The sequence below is a fragment of the Chromobacterium sp. IIBBL 290-4 genome, assembly GCF_024207115.1.
Lineage (GTDB): Bacteria > Pseudomonadota > Gammaproteobacteria > Burkholderiales > Chromobacteriaceae > Chromobacterium.
In genome coordinates, this window is sequence record NZ_CP100128.1 from 2,717,112 (window position 1) to 2,740,490 (window position 23,379).

Below are 23,379 nucleotides of genomic sequence, written 5' to 3' on the forward strand. Positions count from 1 at the left end.
GACCATGCTGATCGATTCCCACTGCCATATCAATTTCCCCGACCTGGCCGAGCGCCTGCCCGAAGTGCTGGCCAATATGCGCGACAACCAGGTGACTCACGCCCTGGTGATAGGCGTGAGCCGTCCCAAATACCCGCAGGTATTGGCGCTGGCGGAAGCGCATCCGCATTTGTACGCCACCGTGGGCGTGCACCCGGACGACCCGGAGGCCGAGGAATACAGCGAAGACGAGCTGGTGGCGTTCGCCGCCCATCCGCGGGTGGTGGGAATCGGCGAAACCGGCCTGGACTATCACTGGTGCAAGGGGGATCTGGCCTGGCAGCACGAGCGGTTCCGCACCCATATCCGCGCCGCCAAACGCGTCGGCCTGCCGCTGGTGATCCACACCCGGGAATCCGCCGCCGACACCATCCGCATCATGCAGGAAGAGCATGCCGAACAATGCGGCGGCGTGATGCATTGCTTTACCGAAACCTGGGAAGTGGCGGAGGCGGCCTTGGCGCTGGGCTTCTATATTTCCTTCTCCGGCGTGGTGACTTTCAAGAACGCCAAGCAAGTGCAGGAAGTGGCGCAGAAGGTGCCGCTGGATAGAATGCTGATCGAAACCGATTCGCCTTATCTGGCGCCGGTGCCGCATCGCGGCAAGCTGAACGAGCCGGCCTATGTGCGCCATGTGGCGGCCTTTATCGCCGAGCTGCGCGGCATTTCGCTGGACGAGGTGGCCGCGGCCACCACCGAAAACTTCTTCCGCCTGTTCGCCAAGGCCCAACCCTGAGCCGGGAGCCCTTATGCGCGCCGCTCGCTTCGCCCTGATCGCCCTGCTGTGGGCGAGTTCGATTTTCGCCAACTGCGTCAATCTCAATGGCCGCAGCTATTGCGCGCCGCCGGGCGGGCAGGCGCTGGTGCATCAGGGGCAGGCGTATTGCGGCGTCGGCGCTTGCCGCGGCGACGCTTTCGGCAATGTGTTCTGTTCGCCCTATCCCGGCGGCGACGTGATTTTCGCCAAGGGCTCGTTCTATGCCGGCCGCGGCTTGTGCCTGCTGGCCGGCGACGGCAGCGCGCAATGTTCGGCGCAGCCGGGCGGCAATTGCGCGCTGGCGAATGGAAACGTAGTGTGCGATGGCGGCAATATGGCCGAGCCGGCGGTGCGCGCCGGTTTTTGCCAATAAGCGTAGAGGGAGCGTTGTGGACAAGCTAGAAGTCACCATCCTGGGCTGCGGCTCCAGTTCCGGCACGCCGGCGATAGGCTGCGGCTGCGCCACCTGCCTGTCGGACGAGCCGCGCAATAAGCGCACCCGCGCCAGCGCTTATGTGAAGGTGGGCGAAACCGGCTTCTTGATCGACACCGGTCCGGATTTGCGGCAGCAAGCCTTGCGCGAGGGCGTGCGGCAACTGGACGCGGTGCTGTACACCCACCCGCATGCCGACCATCTGAACGGCATCGATGATCTGCGCGCCTTCTGCTATCTGAAGAAAGGCCCGGTGGCGCTGTACGGCAACGACTTCACCATGTCCAATATCCGCGAGCGCTTCGGCTATGCCTTGCTGGCGCCGTCCAAGATGTGGGACAAGCCGGTGCTGCTGCCGGAAACGGTGCATGGCCCGTTCGAGCACCAGGGCGTCAAGCTGACGCCGATTCCGCTGTTGCACGGCAGCTGGCCCTGCCTGGGCTGGCGCATCGGCAATATGGCCTGGCTGACCGATCTGTCAGCTATTCCGGACAGCAGCCTGCCCTTGCTGGAGGGGCTGGAGCTGCTGTTTCTCGATTGCCTGAACACCGATCCCTATCCTTCGCATCTGTCGGTGGCCGAGTCGTTCGACTGGGCGGCCAGGATAGGCGCCCGCCGCACGGTGCTGATCCATATGACCCACAAGCTGGAATACCATGCGCTGCAGGCGCAATGCCCGCCCGGCGTGGAGGTGGGTTACGATGGCTGGCGCGGCGAACTGCTGATGGCATGATGCTCGTCATTTCATAAAAAATGATTGAGATCAATAACTTGCTGTTTTCAGTTTTTCAGCGGGATCTTTTGATCCATCACCGGCACCGCGGTGATGGCATTGTCCGGACTGCCGTCCACCAGCTTGTCGGAATAAGTGAGATAGGTCAGCACATTGCGTTTGGCGTCGACGATGCGCACCACCCGCACATGCTTGAATACAAACGACGCGCCTTCCTTGAACACTTGCGCCTGTTTGGGAATGGGGCCGGCGAAGCGGATGGGGCCAACCTGGCGGCAGGCCACCGAGAAACGCGACGGGTCTTTGGCCAGTCCCAGCGCGCCGGAATAACCGCCGGTGCGGGCGCGCGACACATAGCAGGCCACGCCTTGCACGCCGGGGTCGTCAAAGGCCTCGACTATCACCTTGTCGTTGGGGCTGAGCAGCTTGAAGGTGGTGGAGACCTCGCCGACTTCTTCGGCATGGATGAACGGAGCGGCCAGCAGGCAGGCCAGCAACGGCGCGAATGTCTTCATTGCGGATTCCTTGTGGGAGTCTAAGGCCGCCAGCAGGCGGCCATGATGTTGGAATTGTAGGGAAGCCGGCCGCGCCGCTCAATCGCTGTTTGCGTATCGCTCCCGGTAGGCCTGCAATTCGTCGGCGACGAAATGGGTGATCATGGTGCGGTAGATGGCGGCAGTCAGCGTCGCGTCGGCGCCCAGCTCGCCCGCTAGCCGCTCCACCCGCCGCATCACCTGATCCACTCGCTTGCCGCCCTCCACCTCGCTGCGGCTCTGCTTGAAGCGCGCCGCCTGGCGCACGTAAATGCCGCGCTCGGCGATCAAGGCCACCAGGGCCTGATCGATGCGGTCTATCTGCTCGCGTACTTCGGGCAGGCTCTGGCATTGATAGATATGTTCCATGTCGCCGCTCCGCTCAGTAGTAGTTCAGGCCCATCGCGGCCTTCACTTCGGCCAGGGTGCGCGCGGCCACGTCGCGGGCGCGGCGGGTGCCGGTTTTCAGCATTTCCAGCACGGCGGCCGGATCTTGCGCGTAGTGTTCGCGGCGCGCGCGTATCGGCGCCAGCAGCTCCTGCAGGCAGTCTTCCAGATGCTTCTTGATCACGCTATCGCCCAGGCCGCCGCGCTGGTATTGGGCTTTCAGGTCCGCCACCAGCGCCTGGTCGGGGTGGAAGACGTCCAGATAGGTGAAGACCACATTGCCTTCCACCTGGCCGGGATCGGCCACGCGCAGGTGGTTCGGGTCGGTGTACATCATTTTCACCGCCTGGCGGATGTCGTCCGGGCTGGCGGACAGGGTGAGGGTGTTGCCCAGCGACTTGGACATCTTGGCCTTGCCGTCTATGCCGGGCAGCCGGGAGCCCACTTCCGGCACCACCGCCTTGGCCTCCACCAGCACGGCCTGGTCCACGCTGGCGTTGAAGCGGCGCACGATCTCGTTGGTCTGTTCTATCATCGGGATCTGGTCTTCGCCCACCGGCACGATGGTGGCCTTGAAGGCGGTGATGTCGGCGGCCTGGGCGGCGGGGTAGGTCAGGAAGCCGGCCGGGATGTCGCGCTCGTAGCCGCGCTGCTTGATCTCGTCCTTGATGGTGGGATTGCGTTCCAGCCGCGCCACCGTCACCAGATTGAGATAGTAGGAGGCCAGCTCGGTCAGTTCCGGCACCAGGCTCTGAATGAAGATGGTGCTCTTGGCCGGGTCGATGCCGACGGCCAGATAGTCCAGCGCCACTTGCAGCACGTTGTCGCGCACCTTCAGGTAGTTGCCCATATTGTCGGTCAGCGCCTGGGCATCGGCCAGCAGCAGGAATTGCGCGCAGCGCTCCTGCAGAATGACGCGATTGCGCAGCGAGCCGACATAATGGCCCAGGTGCAGCTGGCCGGTGGTGCGGTCGCCGGTGAGGATGATGTCTTGCGAGTTGATGCTGTCCAGATTCATTTCGATCTCCACGGTTGGAATGAGGAGACCGGCAGGGCGGACTGGGGGAGGTGCGGCTAAAAACAAACCCGGTGCGCCTTGTCGGCAGCCTCCGGGTTTTTTGCGTGCGCGTTCGCCGGTGCCGCCTAGGAGAGGCGCCACCACCAAAAACGGATTGCGAAAGCGGGTGCGGTAGTCATGCCTTTATCTCACCACGCGGGCGGCGTTGCCGTCAAGCCCCGCGCATCAGTGCCGCGAACCCAGGTCGCTATCGGCGGCGTGGCCCTCCAGCTGGCGAGTCAATTCGTCGCAAGCGGCGATTCTGCCGTCGCGGATGGAAAAGTGGGCCAGCACCTGGAACAGCGGCGTGTCGCCATTTTTCTTGAAAACGCGCACCAGGTGGTGGGTCAGCACGCTGTCGCCGTCCTGGGCGACGGCCAGAAATTCTACCTGCATTTTCTCCACCACTTCGCGCTGCTTGAGCAAGTGGGCTTGGAAGCTTGCCAGGTCCAGTTCGCGGCCGTCCACGCATTGGCGGTAGTCGTCGCTCATATAGCGGCGGATGGATGCTTCGTCGTTGCGGCCGGCTTCGATCAGATCGGCAAACATGCCGCGGACCAGGGCGAGGGGATCGGTGGTGGTTTGCATGGACAGTCTCCAGAATGTGGCGCGGTAGGCGCCGTTGCGATGGAGACACTTTAAGCGCTTTACCTTTTGATTCGATATCGTCAAAATTTCATTTAATGTCTTTATCGGATCAATCTATGCCGGACTTGCCTTTCCGTTGCCGCGCATTGCGCGCGGTGTCTTCAGACGGCGCGCATCGTCATGCGCATGAATTGGGGCAACTGATCTTTCTGCGGCGCGGCGCCATGTTGTGCCAAAGCGCCTCATTGCGCTGGCTATTGGCTGCGGGGCAGATAGGCTGGATTCCCGCCGGCGTGGAGCATAGCGCGGAGCAGGTGTCCGATTTGGACGGCGTGGCGGCCTATGTGGACAGCGGCGTGTTCGCTCAGTTGCCGCCGCATGTGCTGATCGCGCCGGCATCGCGTTTGCTGGGGCCTTTGCTGGAGCGGCAGCTGGCTTACGAGGCGGAGCCGTGGGAGGGGCGGCGGAGGCGGCTGGCCGAGGTGATTGTCGATGAGCTGCTGCAGCTGGAGGGATTGCCGCAACAGCTGCCTTTGCCGGAGGAGCCGCGTTTGCGCAGGCTGTGCCTGCAAGCGCTGGGCGCTTTGGATAAGGCGTGGGCGCTGGATGATCTGGCTACGGCGCATGGTTTCTCGCGCGCCACGCTGACACGGGCCTTTGCCCGCCATACCGGTTTGTCTTTTGGCCGCTGGCTGAGCCAGGCGCGTATGCTGGCGGCGGCGCAGGCGCTCAACGCGGGCCGGGAGGCCGGCGCGGTGGCTTTAGAGGTAGGCTTCCAGTCGTTCAGCGCTTTTTGCGCCGCGTTTCGACGTCATCACGGCGTGTCGCCGGGTGAATTCCAGCGTGCTCAGATAACGGCTTGAATGCTGCTCGGTCGCCATTTGCGAAGCCGCCAGCGTTTGCGGCTGCTGCAGCGCGCGGCGGTACAGCATTTCGGCGAATTCGCGCTGCGGGTCGGAGCCGGCGCGGCTCTCATCCACGCCGCCCACCCTTTGCGCGGCCGAAACCAAGCGCAGCGGCAGGTAGAATGGGAGATGCGGGTCCGGGATGTTCATGATAGGCGCTGGCGTGAAAATTACCAATTTAGAGAGCGCGTGATTGCTGTTGTTCTCGAATAAACAAATTTTTTACAAATAAACAATGGGATGGCGTTTGGCGTGCGCATGCCCAGCTGGCATGGGTGTGAATGTGCCGGCGAGGAAAGGAAGGGAAAGCAGTGGCGAAGATGAATGCAGGCGGTTTGGTGTACTCGACCGAGCATGGCCGGATGTGCCCGGTTTGCCGGCAAGCGCTGGCGCAATGCGAATGCGGCAAAGCGGCCGCGCCGGCGGGAGACGGCATCGCGCGGGTGTCGCGTGAAACCAAGGGCCGCGGCGGCAAGGCGGTGACGGTGGTGAAGGGCCTGCCCCTGGTTGGCGAGGCATTGGCCAAGCTGGGCAAGCAGCTCAGAACCCGCTGCGGCAGCGGCGGCACGGTCAAGGATGGAGTATTGGAGATTCAGGGCGACCACGTGGAAATCGTGCTCGCCGAGCTGATCAAGCTGGGATACAAAACCAAAAAGGCTGGCGGCTAGGAGAATACCGGCTCGCTGCGCCATGCTTCTGGCGCGGCGAGTTGATGGCCGGCAAACAGCCAGCCGCCATCCGTTTGCAAAGTCTGCTCGGCCAAGGCGATCAAGGCGGCGGTTTCCCCTTGGCCGAACGCTTGCTCGAAGGCGGCGCAGTAATGGTCGGCATAGTCGGAATCCAGCTGCGCCAGCCGGCGGGGCAGGGTTTTGCCTTTGGCCGACCACTGATTGCGGCTGCGTAGATAATGATTGGCCAGGGCCGGATAAAGCTGCGCCAGCGCGGCGTTGAGCGTGTGCCGGGTGGCTGGCGCGCGGATGTCGTCGATGATGTCGGTGATGGCGTAGCGCGAGGCGCGCCGCGCCGCATCGTCCCAAGCAGGAGGGCCGCGCTTGAGCGCGGCTTGCGCCATGGCTTTGGCTTGCTTGGCCAGCGCTTCATCGCCGGCGATCAGCAGGCCTTCGCTGACCATGGAGGCGAGCGAAGGGAGGCCGGAGGGCGCGTCTACTTGATCGAAGAAATACTGCAAGGTATGGAGATCGTGGGCGAAGGCCTCCATCGGCCAGTTTTGCTCGAGCAACGATTCGCGCCAGGCGGCGGACAGATGGCGATGGATCACCACGAGGTCGATATCGGAGGTGGCGGTGGCCTGGCCGCGCGCGATGGAGCCGGCCATCAGCACGCAGGCGGCGTCGGGAAAGCGGCGGTCAGCCACCTGTTTGGCGACGAATTCGGGAGCGGGGCGCATGCAGATTTCTTTTTATGAAAAAGACATATTGCATGCGCCCCCGGCCAGCGGCAAGCCGGATTAGAACTTACGGCCCAGCGCAGCCTTGTGCATGATGGTGGAGGCGATCTCTTCGATCGACTTGTGCGTGGTGCTGATGAAGGGCACGCCGTGGTGGCGGAACATCGATTCCGCCTCGTTCACCTCGCGGCGGCAGTTGTCCATGCTGGCGTATTTGGAGTCCGGGCGGCGCTCCGAGCGGATGTGGTGCAGGCGATTGGGATCGATGGTCAGACCGAACATCTTGCTCATGAAGGGCAGCAGGATCTTGGGCAGGGTCGGGCTGCCCAGATCTTCCGGCGTCAGCGGATAGTTGGCGGCGCGGATGCCGTATTGCAGCGCCAGGTACAGGCAGGTCGGCGTTTTGCCCGAGCGGGACACGCCTACCAGGATCACATCAGCCTCGTCCAGGTCTTTCAGCTTCACGCCGTCGTCGTGGTTCAGCGAGAAGTTCACCGCCTCGATGCGGTGATCGTATTTCTCTTCGTTGACCATGCCGTGTGCCTTGCCCACCGACAGCGAAGCCTTGTGGCCCAGTTCCAGCTCCAGGTGGCCGATGAAGCTTTCGAAGAAATCGATCAGGATCACATTGCTCAGCCTGAGCGCCTCGCGGACTTCCGGATTGACGATGCTGGTGAACACCAGCGGGCGCAGGTGGTCTTTCTCCGCCACTTCGGAAATGCGCTGCGCCAGCGTCTGCGCTTTTTCCACCGTATCGACGAAGGGCACGGTTTCGCGCTGGAATTCCAGCGCATCGAACTGGGTCAACAGCGTGTGGCCGAGCGATTCGGCGGTGATGCCGGTGCGGTCGGAAATGAAGAAGGCGGAACGGCGGTGGGACATGAAACACCTTGCGAGTTGAGGTTTGTTACCAGAGGAAGTGTATACCGGCTGGATGGCTGACGATACCGCTTAAGTTTGCAACAAATTCTTAATGTAATCACGCCGCTACATGACATTTAAATATTTTGTCTGATGTTTTTAAATCTAAGCGCTTGATTGTTTGGGGTGGTCCGGATGGCTTGTCGCAAAAAATCTTGTGCGCTGCAAAAGTTGCTACGCAATTCGCACGTAATTCGGCTAGAATGCGGCCCATCGTCCCAATCCCAACACAGGAAGTGAAGTGATGGCTGAGAACTACGTCATCTGGTTCGAGAAACTGCGCATGACCGACGTGGAAGAGGTAGGCGGCAAGAACGCCTCTCTTGGTGAAATGATCAGCCAATTGGCTGACTCCGGCGTGCGTGTTCCGGGTGGTTTCGCGACGACCGCGCAAGCCTACCGCGATTTCCTTCAGCACAACGGCCTGGCGGACAAGATCAACGCCGCGCTGGCCAAGCTGGATATCGACGACGTCAGCGAGCTGGCCCGCGTCGGCAAGGAAATCCGCCAGTGGATCATCGATACCCCGTTCCCCGCCAAGCTGGATGCCGACATCAAGGAAGCCTGGGACAAGATGGTGGCCGACGCCGGCGGCGCCGACATCTCCGTAGCAGTCCGTTCTTCCGCCACCGCGGAAGACCTCCCCGATGCATCGTTCGCAGGCCAGCAAGAAACCTTCCTGAATATCCGCGGCCTTGACAACGTCAAGGATGCGATGAAGCACGTCTTCGCCTCGCTGTACAATGACCGCGCCATCTCCTACCGCGTGCACAAGGGCTTCGCCCACGACGTGGTGGCCTTGTCCGCCGGCGTGCAGCGCATGGTGCGCTCCGACAGCGGCGCGGCCGGCGTGATGTTCACCATCGACACAGAATCCGGCTTTGAAGACGTGGTGTTCATCACCGCTTCTTACGGCCTGGGCGAAACCGTGGTGCAGGGCGCCGTGAACCCGGACGAGTTCTACGTGCACAAGCCGACCCTGAAGGCCGGCCGCCCGGCAGTGCTGCGCAAGACCATGGGCTCCAAGCTGATCAAGATGGAGTTCACCGACGCCTCGCAAGCCGGCCGCTCGGTCAAGACCGTGGACGTGGAGCCTGAGCTGCGCAAGCAGTTCTCCATTACCGACGCTGAAGTGGCCGAACTGGCCCACTACGCGCTGATCATTGAAAAACACTACGGCCGCCCGATGGACATCGAGTGGGGCCGCGACGGCCTGGATGGCAAGCTGTACATCCTGCAAGCGCGTCCGGAAACCGTTAAGTCGCAGGAAGACCGCAAGGACACCCTGCGCCGCTACCGCCTGAACAGCAAGTCCGAGATACTGTGCGAAGGCCGCGCCATCGGCCAGAAGATCGGCCAGGGCGTGGTGCGCACCATCAAGGACGCGTCCGAAATGGACCGCGTCAAGCCGGGCGATGTGCTGGTGACCGACATGACCGACCCGGATTGGGAACCGGTGATGAAGCGCGCCGCCGCCATCGTGACCAACCGCGGCGGCCGCACCTGCCACGCGGCGATCATCGCGCGCGAGCTGGGCATTCCGGCCGTAGTCGGCTGCGGCGATGCCACCGCTGTGCTGAAGGAAGGCATGCAGGTCACCGTGTCCTGCGCCGAAGGCGACACCGGCAACATCTACGACGGCCTGCTGGACGTGGAAATCATCGATCTGGAACTGGACAAGATGCCCAAGGCGCCGGTCAAGATCATGATGAACGTCGGCAATCCGGAACTGGCGTTCGACTTCGCCCAGCTGCCGAACGAAGGCGTGGGTCTGGCGCGGATGGAATTCGTCATCAACCGCCAGATCGGCATCCACCCGAAGGCGCTGCTGGAACTGGACAAGCAAACGCCGGAACTGAAGGCCGTGATCGCCGACCGCATCGCCGGCTACGCCAGCCCGGTGGACTTCTACGTCGACAAGATCGCCGAAGGCGTGTCCACGCTGGCCGCGGCTTTCTACCCGAAAAAGGTCATCGTGCGCATGTCGGACTTCAAGTCCAACGAGTACGCCAACCTGATCGGCGGCAATCTGTACGAGCCGCATGAAGAAAACCCGATGATCGGCTTCCGCGGCGCCGCGCGCTACGTGGCCGAATCGTTCCGCGACTGTTTCGAGCTGGAATGCCGCGCCATCAAGAAGGTGCGCGACGTGATGGGCCTGACCAACGTGGAAGTGATGATCCCGTTTGTCCGCACCCTGTCCGAAGCTGAGAAAGTGGTCGAGATCCTGGCCGAAAACGGCCTGAAGCGCGGCGAAAACGGCCTGCGCCTGATCATGATGTGCGAACTGCCGGCCAACGCCGTGCTGGCCGAGCAATTCCTGCAGCACTTCGATGGCTTCTCTATCGGCTCCAACGACATGACCCAGCTGACGCTGGGCGTGGACCGCGACTCCGGCGGCCCGATCGCCAGCACCTTCGACGAGCGCAACGAGGCGGTGAAGGCGATGTTGCACATGTCCATCCAGGCTTGCCGCAAGCTGGGCAAGTACGTGGGCATCTGCGGCCAAGGCCCGTCCGACCATCCGGACTTCGCCAAGTGGCTGGTGGAAGAGGGCATCGAAACCGTGTCGCTGAACCCGGACACCGTGGTGGAAACCTGGCTCTACCTGGCCAAGGAACTGAACAGCTAAGGCTGTCGGTCATCCATCAGGCAAAAAAACCGCCCGGCAACGGGCGGTTTTTCTTTGCTCGGTGGCGATAGGGCGTTCAGCGTCCCTCTTCGCCGGGCTTCGGTTCGATCTGTTCCCTTGCCAATTGCACCTGCTTGGCCTTTTCCAATAGCCGCGCGGTGCTTTTTTCGCGCTCGGCCTCTTCCATGATGCGCACGGCCTCGGCTTCCCGTTCCGCCTCCAGCGCTTTTTGCTCGCCCTCGTACAGCAAGGCATTGATGGCGTCGAAATTGAAGAAGTCGCGGGTGTTGGCCAGGCGCTCGGAATAATGGACAACGTTGCCGGCATCGGCCAGCAGAATGGACGGGGCGGTGTAGCCGCTGAGCGGAATCTCGGTGATCAGCACGCCATAGTGCTTGTGGAAGTCGCGTCCGCGCAAGGTGGACAGCAGCGCCACATTGGGCAGGCCATGCTCATGCCGGGCCCGCGCCAGCGAAGACGGCGAATCGACAGTGATGACGATCAGTTTCAGATGCGGCCAACGGTCGAGAAAACGGCGGGTCTCGCGCAGCAGATACAGGCCGCCATGTTCGTCCTCGTCCACCGACAGCAGGGTCAGGATCAACTTGGGGGTGTGGGAGAAGCCCTCCAGCGGCGCGTCGCGCTTCTGATCGTCCACCAGCATGAAGCTGGGCAAGTAATCGCCCTTGCGCGGAAAGTCGCCGATCACCGGCAGCATGTCGTCGCCGTATTGCACCCAGAAATCGCTCATGCTTCAGCCCCTCCTTATGATTTCATCGTGGACGAGGCTCGGACAATTGCAAGCAATCTGTTCTAAATACAACGAAAAACCCGCCGGTTGGCGGGTTTTGTGTTTCGAATAAAACGCAATCAACTCGATTGCAGCGCGGGTTGCAAGACGACATCCGGTTCCTTGCGCGGCGGCTTGGGCGGCTCGCCGCCGTTCAGCACCTGGTTCATCCTTTCCACGTCCAGCGCCTTTTCCCACTTGGCGATCACCACGGTGGCCACGCCGTTGCCGATCAGATTGGTGATGGCGCGCGCTTCGGACATGAAGCGGTCTATGCCTATCAGCAGCGCCAGGCCTTCCACCGGCAACTTGCCGCCCAGCGTGGCCAGCGTGGCCGCCAGCGTGATAAAGCCGCCGCCGGTTACAGCCGCCGCGCCCTTGGAGGTGAGCAGCAGCACGCCGATGATGGCCAGCTCCTCGCCCAGCGTCAGGTTCACATTGGTGGCCTGGGCGATGAAGATCGCCGCCATGGTCAGGTAGATGGAGGTGCCGTCCAGGTTGAAGGAATAGCCGGTAGGCACCACCATGCCGACCACCGGCTTGGAACAGCCCAGGTTTTCCATCTTCTTCATGATGCCGGGCAGGGCGGATTCAGACGAAGAGGTGCCCAGCACCAGCAGAATCTCTTCCTTGATATAGGCCAGGAACTTGATCAGGCTGAAGCCTGAGAAGCGGGCTATCGTGCCCAGCACGATGAAGACGAAGGCGAAGCAGGTCAGGTAGACGCAGGCCATCAGGAAGCCCAGCTGCTTCAGCGAGCCGATGCCGTACTTGCCTATGGTGAAGGCCATCGCGCCGAAAGCGCCGATCGGGGCCAGCTTCATCAGCATATTGATCACGCCGAACAGCGCATGCGAGAACTCGTCCAGGATGTGGACGATGGTCTTGCCGTTGTCGCCCATCTTGGTCAATGCCAGGCCCAGCAGCACCGAGAAGGTCAGCACCTGCAGGATTTCGCCGCTGGCGAAAGCGCCGACCACGGTGTCCGGAATGATGTGCAGCAGGAAGTCCACCGTGTTCATTTCCTTGGCGCCGGCGGTGAACTTGGCGATGTCCTTGGAGTGCAGCGTGTGCGGGTCGATATTGAGGCCTGCGCCCGGCTGCAGCAGGTTGACCACGATCAGGCCTATCACCAGCGCGAGGGTGGTGACGGCTTCGAAGTAGAACAGCGCCTTGATGCCGACGCGGCCGACTTCCTTCATATCGCCCATTTTGGCGATGCCGACCACGACGGTGGCGAAGATGATGGGCGCGATCATCATCTTGATCAGCTTGATGAAGGCGTCGCCCAGCGGTTTCATTTTGGCGCCGAGGTCCGGCATGAACGCGCCGAGCATGACGCCCAGCGTGATGGCGATCAGCACCTGCACATAGAGGCGCGAAAAGAAGGGGGTCTTGGTTTGCATGGTTCTCCCGACTGGCGTTGGTTGCTTCGGATGCGGACTCTTCTTGGTCCATTCGCATACGATGCTAACAACAGTCGCCAGCCGGGGGCATAGGCGATATCCCTATCCGGGATAACCCTGATGGCTTATCTGGAATGAATATCTCAGTGCAGCTGCTTCAGGTAGGAAGCGAAGCCGCTGAGCAGCATCTCCACCGAAATGGCGGTCAGCACCAGGCCCATCAAGCGCTCCAGCGCGGTGATGGCCTGCTCGCCCAGCAGCTTTTGCAAGCGGTTGGAGAACAGGAAAACCACCGTGGTAACCAGCATGCAGATGGTCAGCGCGCCCATCCACTCCAGCATGCGGCCCGGTTCGCGTGTGGACAGCAGCAGCACGGTGGCCATCGCCGACGGGCCGGCTATCAGCGGGATGGCGATGGGCACGATGAAGGGCTCGCCGCTCATTTTGTCGCCGCCGAACACGCTGCCTTCGCCGGGGAAGATCATCTTGATGGCGATCAGGAACAGGATCACGCCGCCGGCGATGCGCATCGATTCGTCGGTCAGGTGCATCAGGTCCAGGAAATTGCGGCCGAACAGCATGAACACGGTCAGCACCAGGAAGGCGATCAGGCACTCGCGATACACCACGCGCTTGCGGCGTTCCGGCTTGACTTGCTTCAAGGCGGAGATGAACAGCGGAATATTGCCCAGCGGATCGGTGATCAGGATCAGCAGGATGGTGGCGGACAGGAAGGAGGTTTGCATGGGTGTTGCCAAGTGGGTGGAGCAGCCGGCGATTATCGCATGGGGATGAAATGCCGGCGAGCGCCGATGCGACTGAAAATTATCAGTTTTTATGCGCTTCTATGCCAAAAGGCAAACAAAAACCGCCCGGCGCGAGCGGGGCGGTTGGTTTGGGCTGGCTAACGACGATTATTGTTCGTCGCCACCGATTTCCTCATCGGCGGCCTCGCCGTCCTTCTGCTTGCGCGCGCTGCCTTCCACCATATTGATGACGAACAAGCGGCATTGCAGCGAGCCGTTGAACAGCGGCGTGCGGCGCTTGGGCGCCAGGCGGATCAACTTGCCCAGGCGCAGGTCGCCGCTGAACAGGCAGGCGGTCCAGCCGGCGAAGTGGGCCTTCAGCCAGTCGCCCAGCTCCGGATACCATTCGGCCAGTTGGTCCTGCTCTTCCAGACGCACGCCATAGGGCGGGTTGGTGACGATCAGGCCGTGTTCGGCGTGCGGGCGGGTGGCGGTCACGTCGGCGGCGGTCAGCTCGACCAGGCCAGCCAGGCCGGCGCGTTCCAGATTGTCGCGGGCGATATTGATCATCGCCTGCGAGCGGTCGGAGCCGTGGATGGCCAGCTTGGCGGCCGGCTGTTCCGCCTGGCGGGCATCCAGCTGCAGTCTTTCCCAGTTGGCGGAATCGAAGCTGGACAGCAGTTCAAAGCCGAAGCGGCGGTTGCGGCCGGGGGCGCGCTTCAGCGCGATGTCGGCGGCTTCTACCAGGATGGTGCCGCTGCCGCACATCGGGTCCAGCAGCGCTTGGCTGCCGTCGTAGCCGGCCAGCAGCAACAGGCCGGCGGCCAGGTTTTCGCGCAGCGGGGCCTCGCCGGTTTCTTCGCGCCAGCCGCGCTTGAACAGCGGCTCGCCGCTGGTGTCCAGGTAAATGGTGGCTTCGTCTGCGCTCAGGAAGACATTGACGCGGACGTCGGGGCTGCGGGTGTCCACATTCGGGCGGCCCAGCTGCGCCTGGCGGAAGCGGTCGCAGATCGCGTCCTTCACCATCAGGCCTACGTAGTCCAGGCTCTTGACGCGGGCGCCGATGCCGTCGGCCTTCAGCTTGATGGTGCGCGACACTTCAAACCAGCGCGGCCAGTCCACGCTCATCGCCAGACGGTAGATGTCCTGTTCGACGCGGTAGCCGCCGTGGGCCAGGCGCAGCAGGATGCGGCTGGCGGTGCGGCAGTGCAGGTTGGCCGCCATCATCAGGCGGGCGTCGCCGCTGAAGGCCACGCCGCCGTCTGCCGGGGCGATGTCGGCTGCGCCTAGCGCCAGCAATTCGTCGGCCAGCACTTGCTCCAGGCCGCGTGGGCAGGGAGCGAACAGCGCCAGTTTGCTGTCCAGGCGGCTGGTGACGGTGCGTTCGACGCGCGGCGCGTGCTCGTGGGAGCGCTCCTCATGCTGCGGACGCTCGAAGGCGCGCTGCTCGAAGCGGCGCTGCGGATTATCCAGGCGATGCGAGTCGCCCAGCGGCTTCAGGCCGCGGTCTTCGCGCTGGAAGCCGCCGCGGTCATTGTCTTCGCGCTTGCCGAACAGCTTGCGCGGAGCGTTTTCGTCGCGCGGTTCGCGGTTCTCGCGCGGAGCTCGGTCCTGCCATTGCGGTTTGTCGTCGCGGCGGAAGCGGTTGTCGCGCTCGCCGTCTTCACGCTTGTTGAACATCTGGCGCGGAGCCTGCTCGTCGCGCGGTTCGCGCGGGGCACGGTCTTGCCATTGCGGCTTGTCGTCGCGGCGGAAGCGGTTGTCGCGTTCGCCGCCTTCGCGCTGGCCGAACAGCTTGCGCGGGGCGTTTTCATCGCGCGGCTCGCGGTTCTCGCGCGGGGCGCGGTCCTGCCATTGCGGCTTGTCGTCGCGCTGGAAGCGGTTGTCGCGTTCGTCGCCCTCGCGCTTGCCGAACAGCTTGCGCGGGGCGTTGTCATCCTGGTGTTCGCGATCCTGTCGCGGCGCGCGGTCCTGCCATTGCGGCTTGTCGTCGCGGCGGAAGCGGTTGTCGCGCTCGCCGTCCTCGCGCTTGCCGAACGGCCTGCGCGGGGCGTTTTCATCGCGCGGCTCGCGGTTCTCGCGCGGGGCGCGGTCTTGCCATTGCGGTTTGTCGTCGCGTTGGAAGCGATTGTCGCGCTCGCCTTCGGCGCGCGGCTTGAACTGGCGCGGCGGCGCGTCTTCGGTGTGCAGCGGCTTGCGGCCGGACGGGCCGCGGTCGCGGCTGTAGCGCTTGTCCTGGCCTTCGGCGCGCGGCGCGCGGTCTTCGCCTTCCGGCAACGGCTTGCGGTTGGACGGGCCGCGGTCGCGATCATAACGGCGTTCGCCGTCGCGCTGTTCGAAGCGGGGTTTGTTGTCGCGCGGCTGCCATTCTTTGCGCTCGCCGTCGCGCTGTTCGAAGCGGGGCTTGTTGTCGCGCGGCTGCCATTCTTTGCGCTCGCCGTCGCGCTGTTCGAAGCGGGGCTTGTTGTCGCGTGGCTGCCATTCTTTGCGTTCGCCGTCGCGCTTGTCGAAGCGGGGCTTGTTGTCGCGCGGTTTCCACTCCTGGCGCTCGCCGTCGCGGTTAAAGCGTTTGTCCTGGCCCTCCGGACGCGGGCCGGATTCGAAACGGCGCTCGTCCTGGCGCGGCTTCCAGCCCGGCTTGCCGCCTTCGCGCGGCGCTTGGCCTTCATCCTGGCGCGGCGGGCGCTTGTCGAAGCGTTGATCATTGCGGCGTTCCTGCCAGTCCGGCTTGCCTACGCCCGGACGCGGGCCGGAGTAAGGCGCGCGCGGCTTGTCGGCGCGAGGAGGCTGCTCGCCGTCCCGCGGGGGCTGGCCGGCCGGCGAGTTGGCCGCGCGTTCACGGCTGGTTAAATCGCGGCGCAGGTTGGCGCGTTGGCGGGAGCGGAAACTGGACATTGAAACGACCTCGAATGATCAAACTTTATAAGTAATCCTTTAATTTTAACGCAATTATCGTCCGCCTGCTTGGTGGCGCAGAGGCTTTCCGTTACCATAACCGGTTCGATTCAGCGATGGAATGCGATGTTGCGCAGCAGTTTCGCCACCCGCTTGGTGGCCTGGCAAAGGCGGCACGGCCGCCACGACCTGCCGTGGCAGGTCAAGGACCCGTATCGGGTGTGGCTGTCCGAGATCATGCTGCAGCAGACTCAGGTCAAGAGCGTGCTCGACTATTACCCGCGCTTCCTGGCGCGTTTCCCGGATGTGGCGGCGCTGGCCGCCGCGCCGGTGGACGACGTGCTGGCGCAGTGGAGCGGCCTGGGCTATTACAGCCGCGCCCGCAATCTGCACAAGGCGGCGCGCATGGTGATGGACGAGTTCGGCGGGGCGTTTCCGGCCGAGCGCGAGCGGCTCGAGCGGCTGCCCGGCGTGGGGCGTTCCACTGCGGCGGCGATTTCGGCCTTCGCCTTTGGGCGGCGCGAGACTATTCTGGACGGCAATGTCAAACGGGTGCTGGCGCGTTGTTTCGGCATAGACGGTTTCCCCGGCGACAAGGCGATAGAAAAACGCATGTGGGCGCTGGCCGAGGAAATACTGCCGGCGCAGGCCGCCGATATCGGCCCCTATGTGCAAGGCCTGATGGACTTGGGCGCGACGGTGTGCGGCCGCGGCAAGCCCGCCTGTACTGCCTGTCCGATGGTGGATGGCTGCGCGGCGGCGCGCGAGGGGCGCACCGGCGAGCTGCCGACACCCAGGCCGAAAAAAACGGTGCCGACGCGGCAGACGGTGATGTTGCTGGCGCGGCATGGCGACAAAGTCTGGCTGGAGCGCCGTCCGCCGACCGGCATCTGGGGCGGCTTGTTGTCCTTGCCGGAGTTCGCCAGCACATTCGAGATTGACGACTGGCTGCGGCAAGCGGGCGAGGGCGACATGCTGCCCGCCTGGCCGGAGTTGGAACATGTATTTACCCATTTTCGCCTGATCATCACGCCGCAACCGGTGCGTCTGGACCAGTTGCAAGCGCGAGGCGTGGCCGAGGCCGATGGCCAGTGGCTGAAGATCGATCAGGCGGTGGATGCCGGCGTGCCTGCGCCGGTGAGGCGCCTGCTGCTCAGGCTGGCGTCGGATTGACGAGGGCGGGCGAGGGCCCGCCTATTGTGGCAAATGGCCGGTCGCGCGCCGGCTTACAATAGAAGACGGCTGGTCCGTCCTGATAGACAGATATGGTTTCCGTAGTCCGCACCGTTGCCGATACCCTGGCCGACGCCGCCGATCCGGCGCGCTGGCTGGAGCGCTTGTCCGCCGCCTATCCCGCCGAAGACGGCCGGATGTTGGCGCGCGCCTTCGAGGCTGCCCGCGAACTGTACAAGGGCAAGACTGTTTCCTCCACTGGCGAAGACCTGTTCAACCACGCGGTGGCCGCCGCCGCCATTGTGGCCGACCTGCACCTGCTGCCCGACGCCATCGCGGCGACGCTGCTGTTCGCCGTGCCCGATCACAAGCCGGAATGGCAACTGTGGGTGACGGAAACCTTCAACGCCACCATCGCCATGCTGGTGGATGGCGTAGGCGGCGTGCGCCGCATCACCGAATTCGCCCGCATCGACAAGATGGCCACGCCGGAGGACTGCGCGCGCCAGGCCGAGACCATGCGCAAGATGCTGCTGGCGATGGTGGCGGACATCCGCGTGGTGCTGATCAAGCTGGCTTGGCGCACCCAGACCATGCATTACCTGGCCAATGTGCAGGACGAGGCGACGCGCCGCCGCATCGGCAGCGAGACGCTGGAGCTGTTCGCGCCCTTGGCCAACCGCCTGGGCGTGTGGCAGATCAAGTGGGAGCTGGAGGATCTGGGCCTCAGGCATACCGAGCCGGATACCTACAAGAAGATCGCCAAACTGCTGGATGAGCGCCGGCTGGAGCGCATCGACTATATCGAGCGGGTGCTGGACATCCTGCGCGAAGAATTGAAGAAAGCAGGGGTCAAGGCCGAAGTGGCCGGCCGGCCCAAGCACATCTATTCCATCTGGAAAAAGATGAAAAAGAAAAAGCTCGACTTCTCCGAGCTTTACGACATCCGCGCGGTGCGCATCCTGGTGGACAAGCTGCCGGACTGCTACACCGCGCTCGGCATCATCCACGGCATGTGGCAGCCGATACGCGGCGAATTCGACGACTACATCTCCCATCCCAAGGCCAATAACTACCGCAGCCTGCACACCGCGGTGGTGGGGCCGGAGGACAAGGCGCTGGAGGTGCAGATCCGCACCTTCGAGATGCACGAGCACGCCGAGTTCGGCGTGGCGGCGCATTGGCGCTACAAAGAGGGCGGCAAGGGCGACGCGGCCTACGAGGAGAAGATCTCCTGGCTGCGCCAGCTGCTGGATTGGCGCGAGGAAATGTCGGACCGCGAAGGCCTGGCCGAAGCCTTCAAGACCGAGCTGTTCGCCGACACCATCTATGTGCTGACGCCGCAGGGCAAGGTGCTGGCGCTGCCGCAGGGCGCCACGCCGATCGACTTCGCTTACGCCATCCACTCCGGCCTGGGCAACCGCTGCCGCGGCGCCAAGGTGGAAGGGCAGATCGTGCCGCTGTCCACGCCGCTGCAGAACGGGCAGCGGGTGGAGGTGCTGGTGGCCAAGGAGGGCGGGCCGTCGGTCAACTGGCTGCACGACGGCTGGGTGAAGAGCCACCGCGCCATCTCCAAGATCCGCCAGTACATCCGGCTGCAAAACGCCGACACGGTGCGCGAAACCGGCAAGGCCTTGTTCGAGCGCGAACTCGCGCGCCGTCCGCATATCCAACCCAATTTGCTGCAGTTGGCGGAGAAGCTGGGCTACGACAAGCTGGAAGAAGTCTACGGCGCGCTGGGCCACGGCGAGCTGACCACCCGTTCGGTGGCCAACGCCATCACCAGCCTGGCGCCGCCGCCGGCGGTGGATGTATTGCCGGAAAGCCTGGTTCGGGCCAGCAAGGGCGGGCCGGACGCCGGCGGCGTGCTGATCGAGGGCGTGGACAATCTGATGACGGTGCTGGCCAAGTGCTGCAAGCCGGCGCCGCCCGACCAGGTGATGGGTTTCGTCACCAAGGGGCGCGGCATTTCCATCCACCGCAGCAGCTGCCTGACTTTGAAGAAACTGTCGCAGGAAGTGCCGGAGCGCTTGATCGCGGCGGAGTGGGGCGAGCTGAAAAACAGCGTATTCCCTATCGACATCGAAGTGATGTCGCAGGACCGCCCCGGCTTGCTGCGCGACATTTCCGATGTGCTGTCGCGCGAAAAGCTCAACCTGATAGGCGTGAACACGCTGTCGCGCGATCTGAAGAGCCGTTTGCGGCTGACGGTGGAGGTGCGCCAGGTGCAGGATATCAGCCGCGTGTTGTCGCGGATGATGGAATTGTCCGGCGTGCAAGAAGCGCGCCGTATTTAGCGAATGAAACGACAAACCGGCTAGGAGGTCCGCCAGTCGGGCTTTTTAGCCGGTTTTGCTTTTGGCGGGGCGCTCCGCGGGCGCGGTGCGATTTGCGTTTAAGCAAGTTCGGGTGATCCGCAATTTGCTTTCACGTGAAGAAATTTTCATAATCCCATCCATACATCGGGCCAACATGCCGTCATGTCGATCGCTGTGGCCCAGGGTGAAATCCGAGAGAGAACGACCATGTCTGCACTGATTGAAGCCGCGCGCCGCGCGCTGTCCCTGATGGACCTGACCACGCTGAACGACGACGACACCGACGCCAAGGTGATCGCCCTGTGCCAGAAGGCCAAGAGCCAGGACGGCACGGTGGCCGCCGTTTGCGTGTTCCCGCGCTTCGTGCCGATCGCCAAGAAAACGCTGCGCGAAGCCGGTTGCCCGGAAGTGCTGGTGGCCACCGTCACCAACTTCCCGCACGGCAATGACGATGTCGCCATCGCCGTGGCCGAGACGCGCGCCGCCATCGCTTACGGCGCGGACGAAGTGGACGTGGTGTTCCCGTATCGCGCGCTGATGGCCGGCAATGGCGATATCGGCTTCGAACTGGTCAAGGCCTGCAAAGAGGCCTGCGGCGACAAGCTGCTGAAGGTGATCATCGAAAGCGGCGAGCTGAAAGACGCGGCGCGGATCCGCGCGGCCAGCGAAATCTCCATCCGCGCCGGCGCCGACTTCATCAAGACCTCCACCGGCAAAGTGCCGGTGAACGCCACGCTGGAAGCGGCCGACGTGATGCTGAACGTGATCAAGGAGCAGGGCGGCAAGTGCGGCTTCAAGGCTGCCGGCGGCGTGAAGAGCGCAGCCGAAGCCAAACAGTATCTGGAACTGGCCGGCGGCCTGCTGGGCGACGACTGGGTCAAGGCCGAGCATTTCCGCTTCGGCGCCTCCAGCCTGCTGGCCAATCTGCAGATCGAGATCGCCGGCGGCGTAGCCAAGCAGACCAGCGGCTACTGATCGGAAGTTAAGAATTCGCGGGGTTACCGCACTCTGGCCGGGCGATTTCCCGGCCGCATCGCCCGTTGCCGTTTTATTCTGCAGCGCAATGGGTTTCAGGCAGGGAGAATGCCATGTTTTTGCCGCAGGAAATCATTCGCAAGAAACGCGACGGCGTGCTGCTGTCGCAACAGGACATCCAACAGTTTGTCGCCGGCATCACCGACAACAGCGTGGCGGACAGCCAGATCGCCGCTTTGGCGATGGCTATCTATTTCAACGGCATGGAGCTGGAAGAGAACGTGCACCTGGCGCTGGCCATGCGCGATTCCGGCCGCCGCATGCACTGGAAAGACCTGAACCTGCCCGGTCCCATCGTCGACAAGCACTCCACCGGCGGCGTAGGCGACGTGGTGTCGCTGATGCTCGGGCCGATGGTGGCCGCCTGCGGCGGCTTCGTGCCGATGATTTCCGGCCGCGGCCTGGGACACACCGGCGGCACGCTGGACAAGCTCTCCGCCGTGCCCGGCTATAACCCGTTCCCGGATCCGGAGCTGTTCCGCAAGGTGGTGAAGGAAGTGGGCGTGGCCATCATCGGCCAGACGTCCGACCTGGCGCCGGCCGACCGCCGCTTCTACGCCACCCGCGACGTGACCGCCACCGTGGAATCGATCGCGCTGATCACCGCCTCCATCCTGTCCAAGAAGCTGGCGGCGGGCCTGGACGTGCTGGTGATGGACGTGAAGGCCGGCAGCGGCGCCTTCATGCCGACCATGCAGAAGTCCATCGAACTGGCCGAGCGCATCGTCAAGGTGGGCAACGGCGCCGGCGTGGCCACTACCGCGCTGATCACCGAAATGAGCCAGCCTTTGGCCTCCACCGCCGGCAACAGCATCGAAACCCGCGAAGCGGTGCGTTATCTGAAGGGCGACGAGCGCAACCCGCGCCTGCATGAAGTGACCATGGCGCTGTGCGCGCAAATGCTGATCGGCGGCAAGCTGGCCAGCGACGAGGCCGATGCCCGCGCCAAGCTGCAAGCGGGCCTGGATTCCGGCCGCGCCGCCGAGATCTTCGGCCGCATGGTGACCGCCTTGGGCGGCCCGGCCGACTTCCTGGAAAACTACGACCGCCATCTGGCGCCGGCGCCCATCGTGCGTCCGGTATACGCCGACAAGGCGGGTTATGTGGGCGCGATGGATACCCGCGGCATCGGCATGGCCGTGTGCGCGCTGGGCGGCGGCCGCCGTTTGGCCACCGATGTGCTGGACTTCCGCGTAGGACTGTCGCAGTTCGTCGAACTGGGTCAGAATATCAGCAAGGAAACCCCGCTGATGATGATCCACGCCGCCGACGAGGCGAGCTTCGAAGACGCGGCGCGCCGCGTCAAGGCCGCCATCCGCATCGACGAGGCCGCGCCGTCCGAGCTGCCTATGGTGTATCAGATCATCCGCGGCGCATAAGGCCGGGAGCGAGCATGAAACGCGCAATTATCATTATTTTGGATTCGCTGGGCATAGGCGCGGCAGCCGACGCGCCGAAGTTCGGCGACGCCGGCAGCAACACGCTGGGCCACATCGCGATGGAGGCGGCCGCCGGCCGCGCAGACATCGGCCGCAACGGCGCGCTGAATCTGCCTAATCTGTCCAAGATGGGCCTGGGCCACGCCTGCCAGCTGTCGTCCGGCTACTTCCCGGAAGGGATGGACCCGGCGGCGCCGCTGGCGGCCTACGGCTACGCCCGCGAAATCTCCAGCGGCAAGGACACGCCGTCCGGCCACTGGGAAATCGCCGGCGTGCCGGTCTTGTTCGACTGGGGCTATTTCAGCGATCACGACAACAGTTTCCCGCAGGAACTGCTGGACGCCATCGTCGAGAAGGCCGGTCTGCCGGGCTATCTGGGCAATTGCCACGCTTCCGGCACCGAGATTCTGGACCGGCTGGGCGAGGAGCATATGAAGACCGGCAAGCCGATCTTCTATACCTCGGCCGACTCGGTGTTCCAGATCGCCTGCCATGAAGAGACCTACGGCCTGGATAAGCTCTACGAGCTGTGCAAGATCACCCGCGAGCTGCTGGAGCCGTACAATATCGGCCGCGTGATCGCGCGCCCCTTTGTCGGCGAAGGCAAGGGCAAGTTCGCCCGCACCGGCAACCGCAAGGACCTGGCGGTGGAGCCGCCGGCGACGACGGTGCTGGAAAAGCTGGCCCTGGCAGGCGGCGATGTGGTGTCGATAGGCAAGATCGCCGACATCTACGCCCATGTCGGCATCACCCACAAGCACAAGGCCACCGGCTTTGACCAGCTGTGGGACGCCACGCTGACCGCCATGCATCAGCATCAGGACAAGCCCGCCATCATCATGGCCAACTTCGTCGATTTCGACTCCAGCTACGGCCATCGCCGCAATACCGCAGGCTACGCCGCGGCGCTGGAAGAGTTCGACGCCCGTTTGCCGGAAGTGATGAATGCCTTGGGCGAGGACGACATTTTGATTTTGTCGGCCGACCACGGCTGCGATCCGACCTGGCAAGGCACCGACCACACCCGCGAGCATATCCCGGTGCTGTGTTACGGCAAGAAGGTCAAGGCGGGCCCGCTGGGCGAGCGCGCCACCTTCGCCGACATCGGCCAGAGCGTAGCCAGCCATCTGGGCTTGCCCAAGATGGATTACGGCGCATCCTTCCTGGATTGACGCCGCCCAGCC

Annotated in this window: 22 protein-coding genes; 12 read left to right on the top strand and 10 right to left on the bottom strand. The window is 63.7% G+C overall.

The features are described 5' to 3' along the window. The first annotated feature begins 4 nt into the window (after positions 1-4). From NKT35_RS12515 to NKT35_RS12525, 3 genes are read left to right on the top strand one after another with little or no spacing between them, the layout of a single operon-like run. On the top strand, positions 5-775 hold the full coding sequence (locus NKT35_RS12515; RefSeq protein WP_254293407.1) for a TatD family hydrolase: 771 nt from the start codon (positions 5-7) through the stop codon (positions 773-775). A gap of 13 nt (positions 776-788) precedes the next feature. Then, positions 789-1,169, top strand: coding sequence for a hypothetical protein (locus NKT35_RS12520; RefSeq protein WP_254293409.1), 381 nt, complete (start codon positions 789-791; stop codon positions 1,167-1,169). 16 nt (positions 1,170-1,185) lie between these two features. Further along, positions 1,186-1,962 carry an MBL fold metallo-hydrolase gene (locus tag NKT35_RS12525; RefSeq protein ID WP_254293411.1) on the top strand — a complete coding sequence of 259 codons (777 nt, stop codon included), beginning with the start codon at positions 1,186-1,188 and terminating at the stop codon, positions 1,960-1,962. Positions 1,963-2,009: 47 nt separating this feature from the next. Here the strand turns inward: NKT35_RS12525 and NKT35_RS12530 are convergent, their stop codons facing one another. The 4 genes from NKT35_RS12530 to NKT35_RS12545 form a co-directional block, all read right to left on the bottom strand. Then, entirely contained in the window at positions 2,010-2,477 is a 468-nt protein-coding gene (locus tag NKT35_RS12530; RefSeq protein WP_254293412.1) for a CreA family protein, read from the bottom strand. A 78-nt stretch (positions 2,478-2,555) separates the two neighbouring features. Beyond that, positions 2,556-2,864 carry a chorismate mutase gene (locus NKT35_RS12535; protein WP_254293414.1) on the bottom strand — a complete coding sequence of 103 codons (309 nt, stop codon included), beginning with the start codon at positions 2,862-2,864 and terminating at the stop codon, positions 2,556-2,558. A 13-nt stretch (positions 2,865-2,877) separates the two neighbouring features. Continuing rightward, positions 2,878-3,900 (bottom strand): tryptophan--tRNA ligase, encoded by a 1,023-nt coding sequence (trpS, locus tag NKT35_RS12540; protein ID WP_254293417.1) that lies wholly within the window; start codon positions 3,898-3,900, stop codon positions 2,878-2,880. Between the two features lie 225 nt (positions 3,901-4,125). After that, positions 4,126-4,527: a nuclear transport factor 2 family protein gene (locus NKT35_RS12545; RefSeq protein ID WP_254293419.1), complete on the bottom strand. Its 402-nt coding sequence runs from the start codon at positions 4,525-4,527 to the stop codon at positions 4,126-4,128. 116 nt (positions 4,528-4,643) lie between these two features. Here NKT35_RS12545 and NKT35_RS12550 point away from each other — a divergent pair, with 116 nt between their 5' ends. The 3 genes from NKT35_RS12550 to NKT35_RS12560 all read left to right on the top strand — a co-directional run bounded on the left by NKT35_RS12550 (position 4,644) and on the right by NKT35_RS12560 (position 6,100). Further along, on the top strand, positions 4,644-5,390 hold the full coding sequence (locus NKT35_RS12550; protein WP_254293420.1) for an AraC family transcriptional regulator: 747 nt from the start codon (positions 4,644-4,646) through the stop codon (positions 5,388-5,390). Continuing rightward, positions 5,391-5,645, top strand: a complete 255-nt coding sequence (locus NKT35_RS12555; protein WP_254293422.1) for a hypothetical protein — start codon at positions 5,391-5,393, stop codon at positions 5,643-5,645. A 107-nt stretch (positions 5,646-5,752) separates the two neighbouring features. After that, complete coding sequence (locus NKT35_RS12560) at positions 5,753-6,100, top strand: translation initiation factor Sui1 (RefSeq protein ID WP_254301381.1); 348 nt, start codon at positions 5,753-5,755, stop codon at positions 6,098-6,100. Here NKT35_RS12560 and NKT35_RS12565 read toward each other — a convergent pair. Then, positions 6,097-6,840, bottom strand: a complete 744-nt coding sequence (locus NKT35_RS12565) for a nucleotidyltransferase domain-containing protein (protein WP_254293424.1) — start codon at positions 6,838-6,840, stop codon at positions 6,097-6,099. The two genes, NKT35_RS12560 and NKT35_RS12565, sit on opposite strands and share 4 nt — an antisense overlap. A gap of 60 nt (positions 6,841-6,900) precedes the next feature. Next, positions 6,901-7,722, bottom strand: a complete 822-nt coding sequence (gene ppsR, locus NKT35_RS12570; protein ID WP_254293426.1) for a posphoenolpyruvate synthetase regulatory kinase/phosphorylase PpsR — start codon at positions 7,720-7,722, stop codon at positions 6,901-6,903. A gap of 283 nt (positions 7,723-8,005) precedes the next feature. On the opposite strand from ppsR, the gene ppsA reads away from it, so the two are divergent. After that, positions 8,006-10,393 carry a phosphoenolpyruvate synthase gene (ppsA, locus tag NKT35_RS12575; RefSeq protein WP_254293428.1) on the top strand — a complete coding sequence of 796 codons (2,388 nt, stop codon included), beginning with the start codon at positions 8,006-8,008 and terminating at the stop codon, positions 10,391-10,393. A gap of 76 nt (positions 10,394-10,469) precedes the next feature. Here ppsA and NKT35_RS12580 read toward each other — a convergent pair whose 3' ends face one another. From NKT35_RS12580 to NKT35_RS24185, 4 genes are all read right to left on the bottom strand, one after another. Next, complete coding sequence (locus tag NKT35_RS12580) at positions 10,470-11,144, bottom strand: thioredoxin domain-containing protein (RefSeq protein WP_254293430.1); 675 nt, start codon at positions 11,142-11,144, stop codon at positions 10,470-10,472. A 119-nt stretch (positions 11,145-11,263) separates the two neighbouring features. Next, a complete protein-coding gene (locus NKT35_RS12585) occupies positions 11,264-12,589 on the bottom strand; it encodes a dicarboxylate/amino acid:cation symporter (RefSeq protein ID WP_254293432.1) in 1,326 nt (441 codons plus the stop codon). Between the two features lie 143 nt (positions 12,590-12,732). Further along, positions 12,733-13,335, bottom strand: a complete 603-nt coding sequence (locus NKT35_RS12590; protein WP_254293433.1) for a MarC family protein — start codon at positions 13,333-13,335, stop codon at positions 12,733-12,735. A 168-nt stretch (positions 13,336-13,503) separates the two neighbouring features. Further along, a complete protein-coding gene (locus NKT35_RS24185; protein WP_371926334.1) occupies positions 13,504-16,230 on the bottom strand; it encodes a THUMP domain-containing protein in 2,727 nt (908 codons plus the stop codon). Between the two features lie 126 nt (positions 16,231-16,356). On the opposite strand from NKT35_RS24185, the gene mutY reads away from it, so the two are divergent. The 5 genes from mutY (at position 16,357) to NKT35_RS12620 (ending at position 23,367) form a co-directional block, all read left to right on the top strand. After that, the gene (mutY, locus tag NKT35_RS12600) at positions 16,357-17,403 is read left to right on the top strand and encodes an A/G-specific adenine glycosylase (protein ID WP_371926336.1); all 1,047 of its coding nucleotides are present in this window, start codon (positions 16,357-16,359) and stop codon (positions 17,401-17,403) included. 92 nt (positions 17,404-17,495) lie between these two features. Continuing rightward, positions 17,496-19,700, top strand: a complete 2,205-nt coding sequence (locus NKT35_RS12605) for a RelA/SpoT family protein (protein ID WP_254293435.1) — start codon at positions 17,496-17,498, stop codon at positions 19,698-19,700. A gap of 228 nt (positions 19,701-19,928) precedes the next feature. Next, positions 19,929-20,696: a deoxyribose-phosphate aldolase gene (deoC, locus tag NKT35_RS12610; protein ID WP_254293437.1), complete on the top strand. Its 768-nt coding sequence runs from the start codon at positions 19,929-19,931 to the stop codon at positions 20,694-20,696. A gap of 113 nt (positions 20,697-20,809) precedes the next feature. Continuing rightward, positions 20,810-22,135 carry a thymidine phosphorylase gene (gene deoA, locus NKT35_RS12615; RefSeq protein ID WP_254293440.1) on the top strand — a complete coding sequence of 442 codons (1,326 nt, stop codon included), beginning with the start codon at positions 20,810-20,812 and terminating at the stop codon, positions 22,133-22,135. 14 nt (positions 22,136-22,149) lie between these two features. Further along, complete coding sequence (locus NKT35_RS12620; RefSeq protein WP_254293441.1) at positions 22,150-23,367, top strand: phosphopentomutase; 1,218 nt, start codon at positions 22,150-22,152, stop codon at positions 23,365-23,367. Positions 23,368-23,379: the final 12 nt, after the last annotated feature.

What these genes read in the sequence shown, in the direction of transcription:
- NKT35_RS12515 (WP_254293407.1), top strand. Translation starts at nt 5, where the DNA reads ATGCTGATCGATTCCCACTGCCATATCAATTTCCCCGACCTGGCCGAG.
- NKT35_RS12520 (WP_254293409.1), top strand. Translation starts at nt 789, where the DNA reads ATGCGCGCCGCTCGCTTCGCCCTGATCGCCCTGCTGTGGGCGAGTTCG.
- NKT35_RS12530 (WP_254293412.1), bottom strand. Translation starts at nt 2,477, where the DNA reads ATGAAGACATTCGCGCCGTTGCTGGCCTGCCTGCTGGCCGCTCCGTTC.
- NKT35_RS12535 (WP_254293414.1), bottom strand. Translation starts at nt 2,864, where the DNA reads ATGGAACATATCTATCAATGCCAGAGCCTGCCCGAAGTACGCGAGCAG.
- trpS (WP_254293417.1), bottom strand. Translation starts at nt 3,900, where the DNA reads ATGAATCTGGACAGCATCAACTCGCAAGACATCATCCTCACCGGCGAC.
- NKT35_RS12545 (WP_254293419.1), bottom strand. Translation starts at nt 4,527, where the DNA reads ATGCAAACCACCACCGATCCCCTCGCCCTGGTCCGCGGCATGTTTGCC.
- NKT35_RS12550 (WP_254293420.1), top strand. Translation starts at nt 4,644, where the DNA reads ATGCCGGACTTGCCTTTCCGTTGCCGCGCATTGCGCGCGGTGTCTTCA.
- NKT35_RS12555 (WP_254293422.1), top strand. Translation starts at nt 5,391, where the DNA reads ATGCTGCTCGGTCGCCATTTGCGAAGCCGCCAGCGTTTGCGGCTGCTG.
- NKT35_RS12560 (WP_254301381.1), top strand. Translation starts at nt 5,753, where the DNA reads ATGAATGCAGGCGGTTTGGTGTACTCGACCGAGCATGGCCGGATGTGC.
- NKT35_RS12565 (WP_254293424.1), bottom strand. Translation starts at nt 6,840, where the DNA reads ATGCGCCCCGCTCCCGAATTCGTCGCCAAACAGGTGGCTGACCGCCGC.
- ppsR (WP_254293426.1), bottom strand. Translation starts at nt 7,722, where the DNA reads ATGTCCCACCGCCGTTCCGCCTTCTTCATTTCCGACCGCACCGGCATC.
- ppsA (WP_254293428.1), top strand. Translation starts at nt 8,006, where the DNA reads ATGGCTGAGAACTACGTCATCTGGTTCGAGAAACTGCGCATGACCGAC.
- NKT35_RS12580 (WP_254293430.1), bottom strand. Translation starts at nt 11,144, where the DNA reads ATGAGCGATTTCTGGGTGCAATACGGCGACGACATGCTGCCGGTGATC.
- NKT35_RS12585 (WP_254293432.1), bottom strand. Translation starts at nt 12,589, where the DNA reads ATGCAAACCAAGACCCCCTTCTTTTCGCGCCTCTATGTGCAGGTGCTG.
- NKT35_RS12590 (WP_254293433.1), bottom strand. Translation starts at nt 13,335, where the DNA reads ATGCAAACCTCCTTCCTGTCCGCCACCATCCTGCTGATCCTGATCACC.
- NKT35_RS24185 (WP_371926334.1), bottom strand. Translation starts at nt 16,230, where the DNA reads ATGTCCAGTTTCCGCTCCCGCCAACGCGCCAACCTGCGCCGCGATTTA.
- mutY (WP_371926336.1), top strand. Translation starts at nt 16,357, where the DNA reads ATGTTGCGCAGCAGTTTCGCCACCCGCTTGGTGGCCTGGCAAAGGCGG.
- NKT35_RS12605 (WP_254293435.1), top strand. Translation starts at nt 17,496, where the DNA reads ATGGTTTCCGTAGTCCGCACCGTTGCCGATACCCTGGCCGACGCCGCC.
- deoC (WP_254293437.1), top strand. Translation starts at nt 19,929, where the DNA reads ATGTCTGCACTGATTGAAGCCGCGCGCCGCGCGCTGTCCCTGATGGAC.
- deoA (WP_254293440.1), top strand. Translation starts at nt 20,810, where the DNA reads ATGTTTTTGCCGCAGGAAATCATTCGCAAGAAACGCGACGGCGTGCTG.
- NKT35_RS12620 (WP_254293441.1), top strand. Translation starts at nt 22,150, where the DNA reads ATGAAACGCGCAATTATCATTATTTTGGATTCGCTGGGCATAGGCGCG.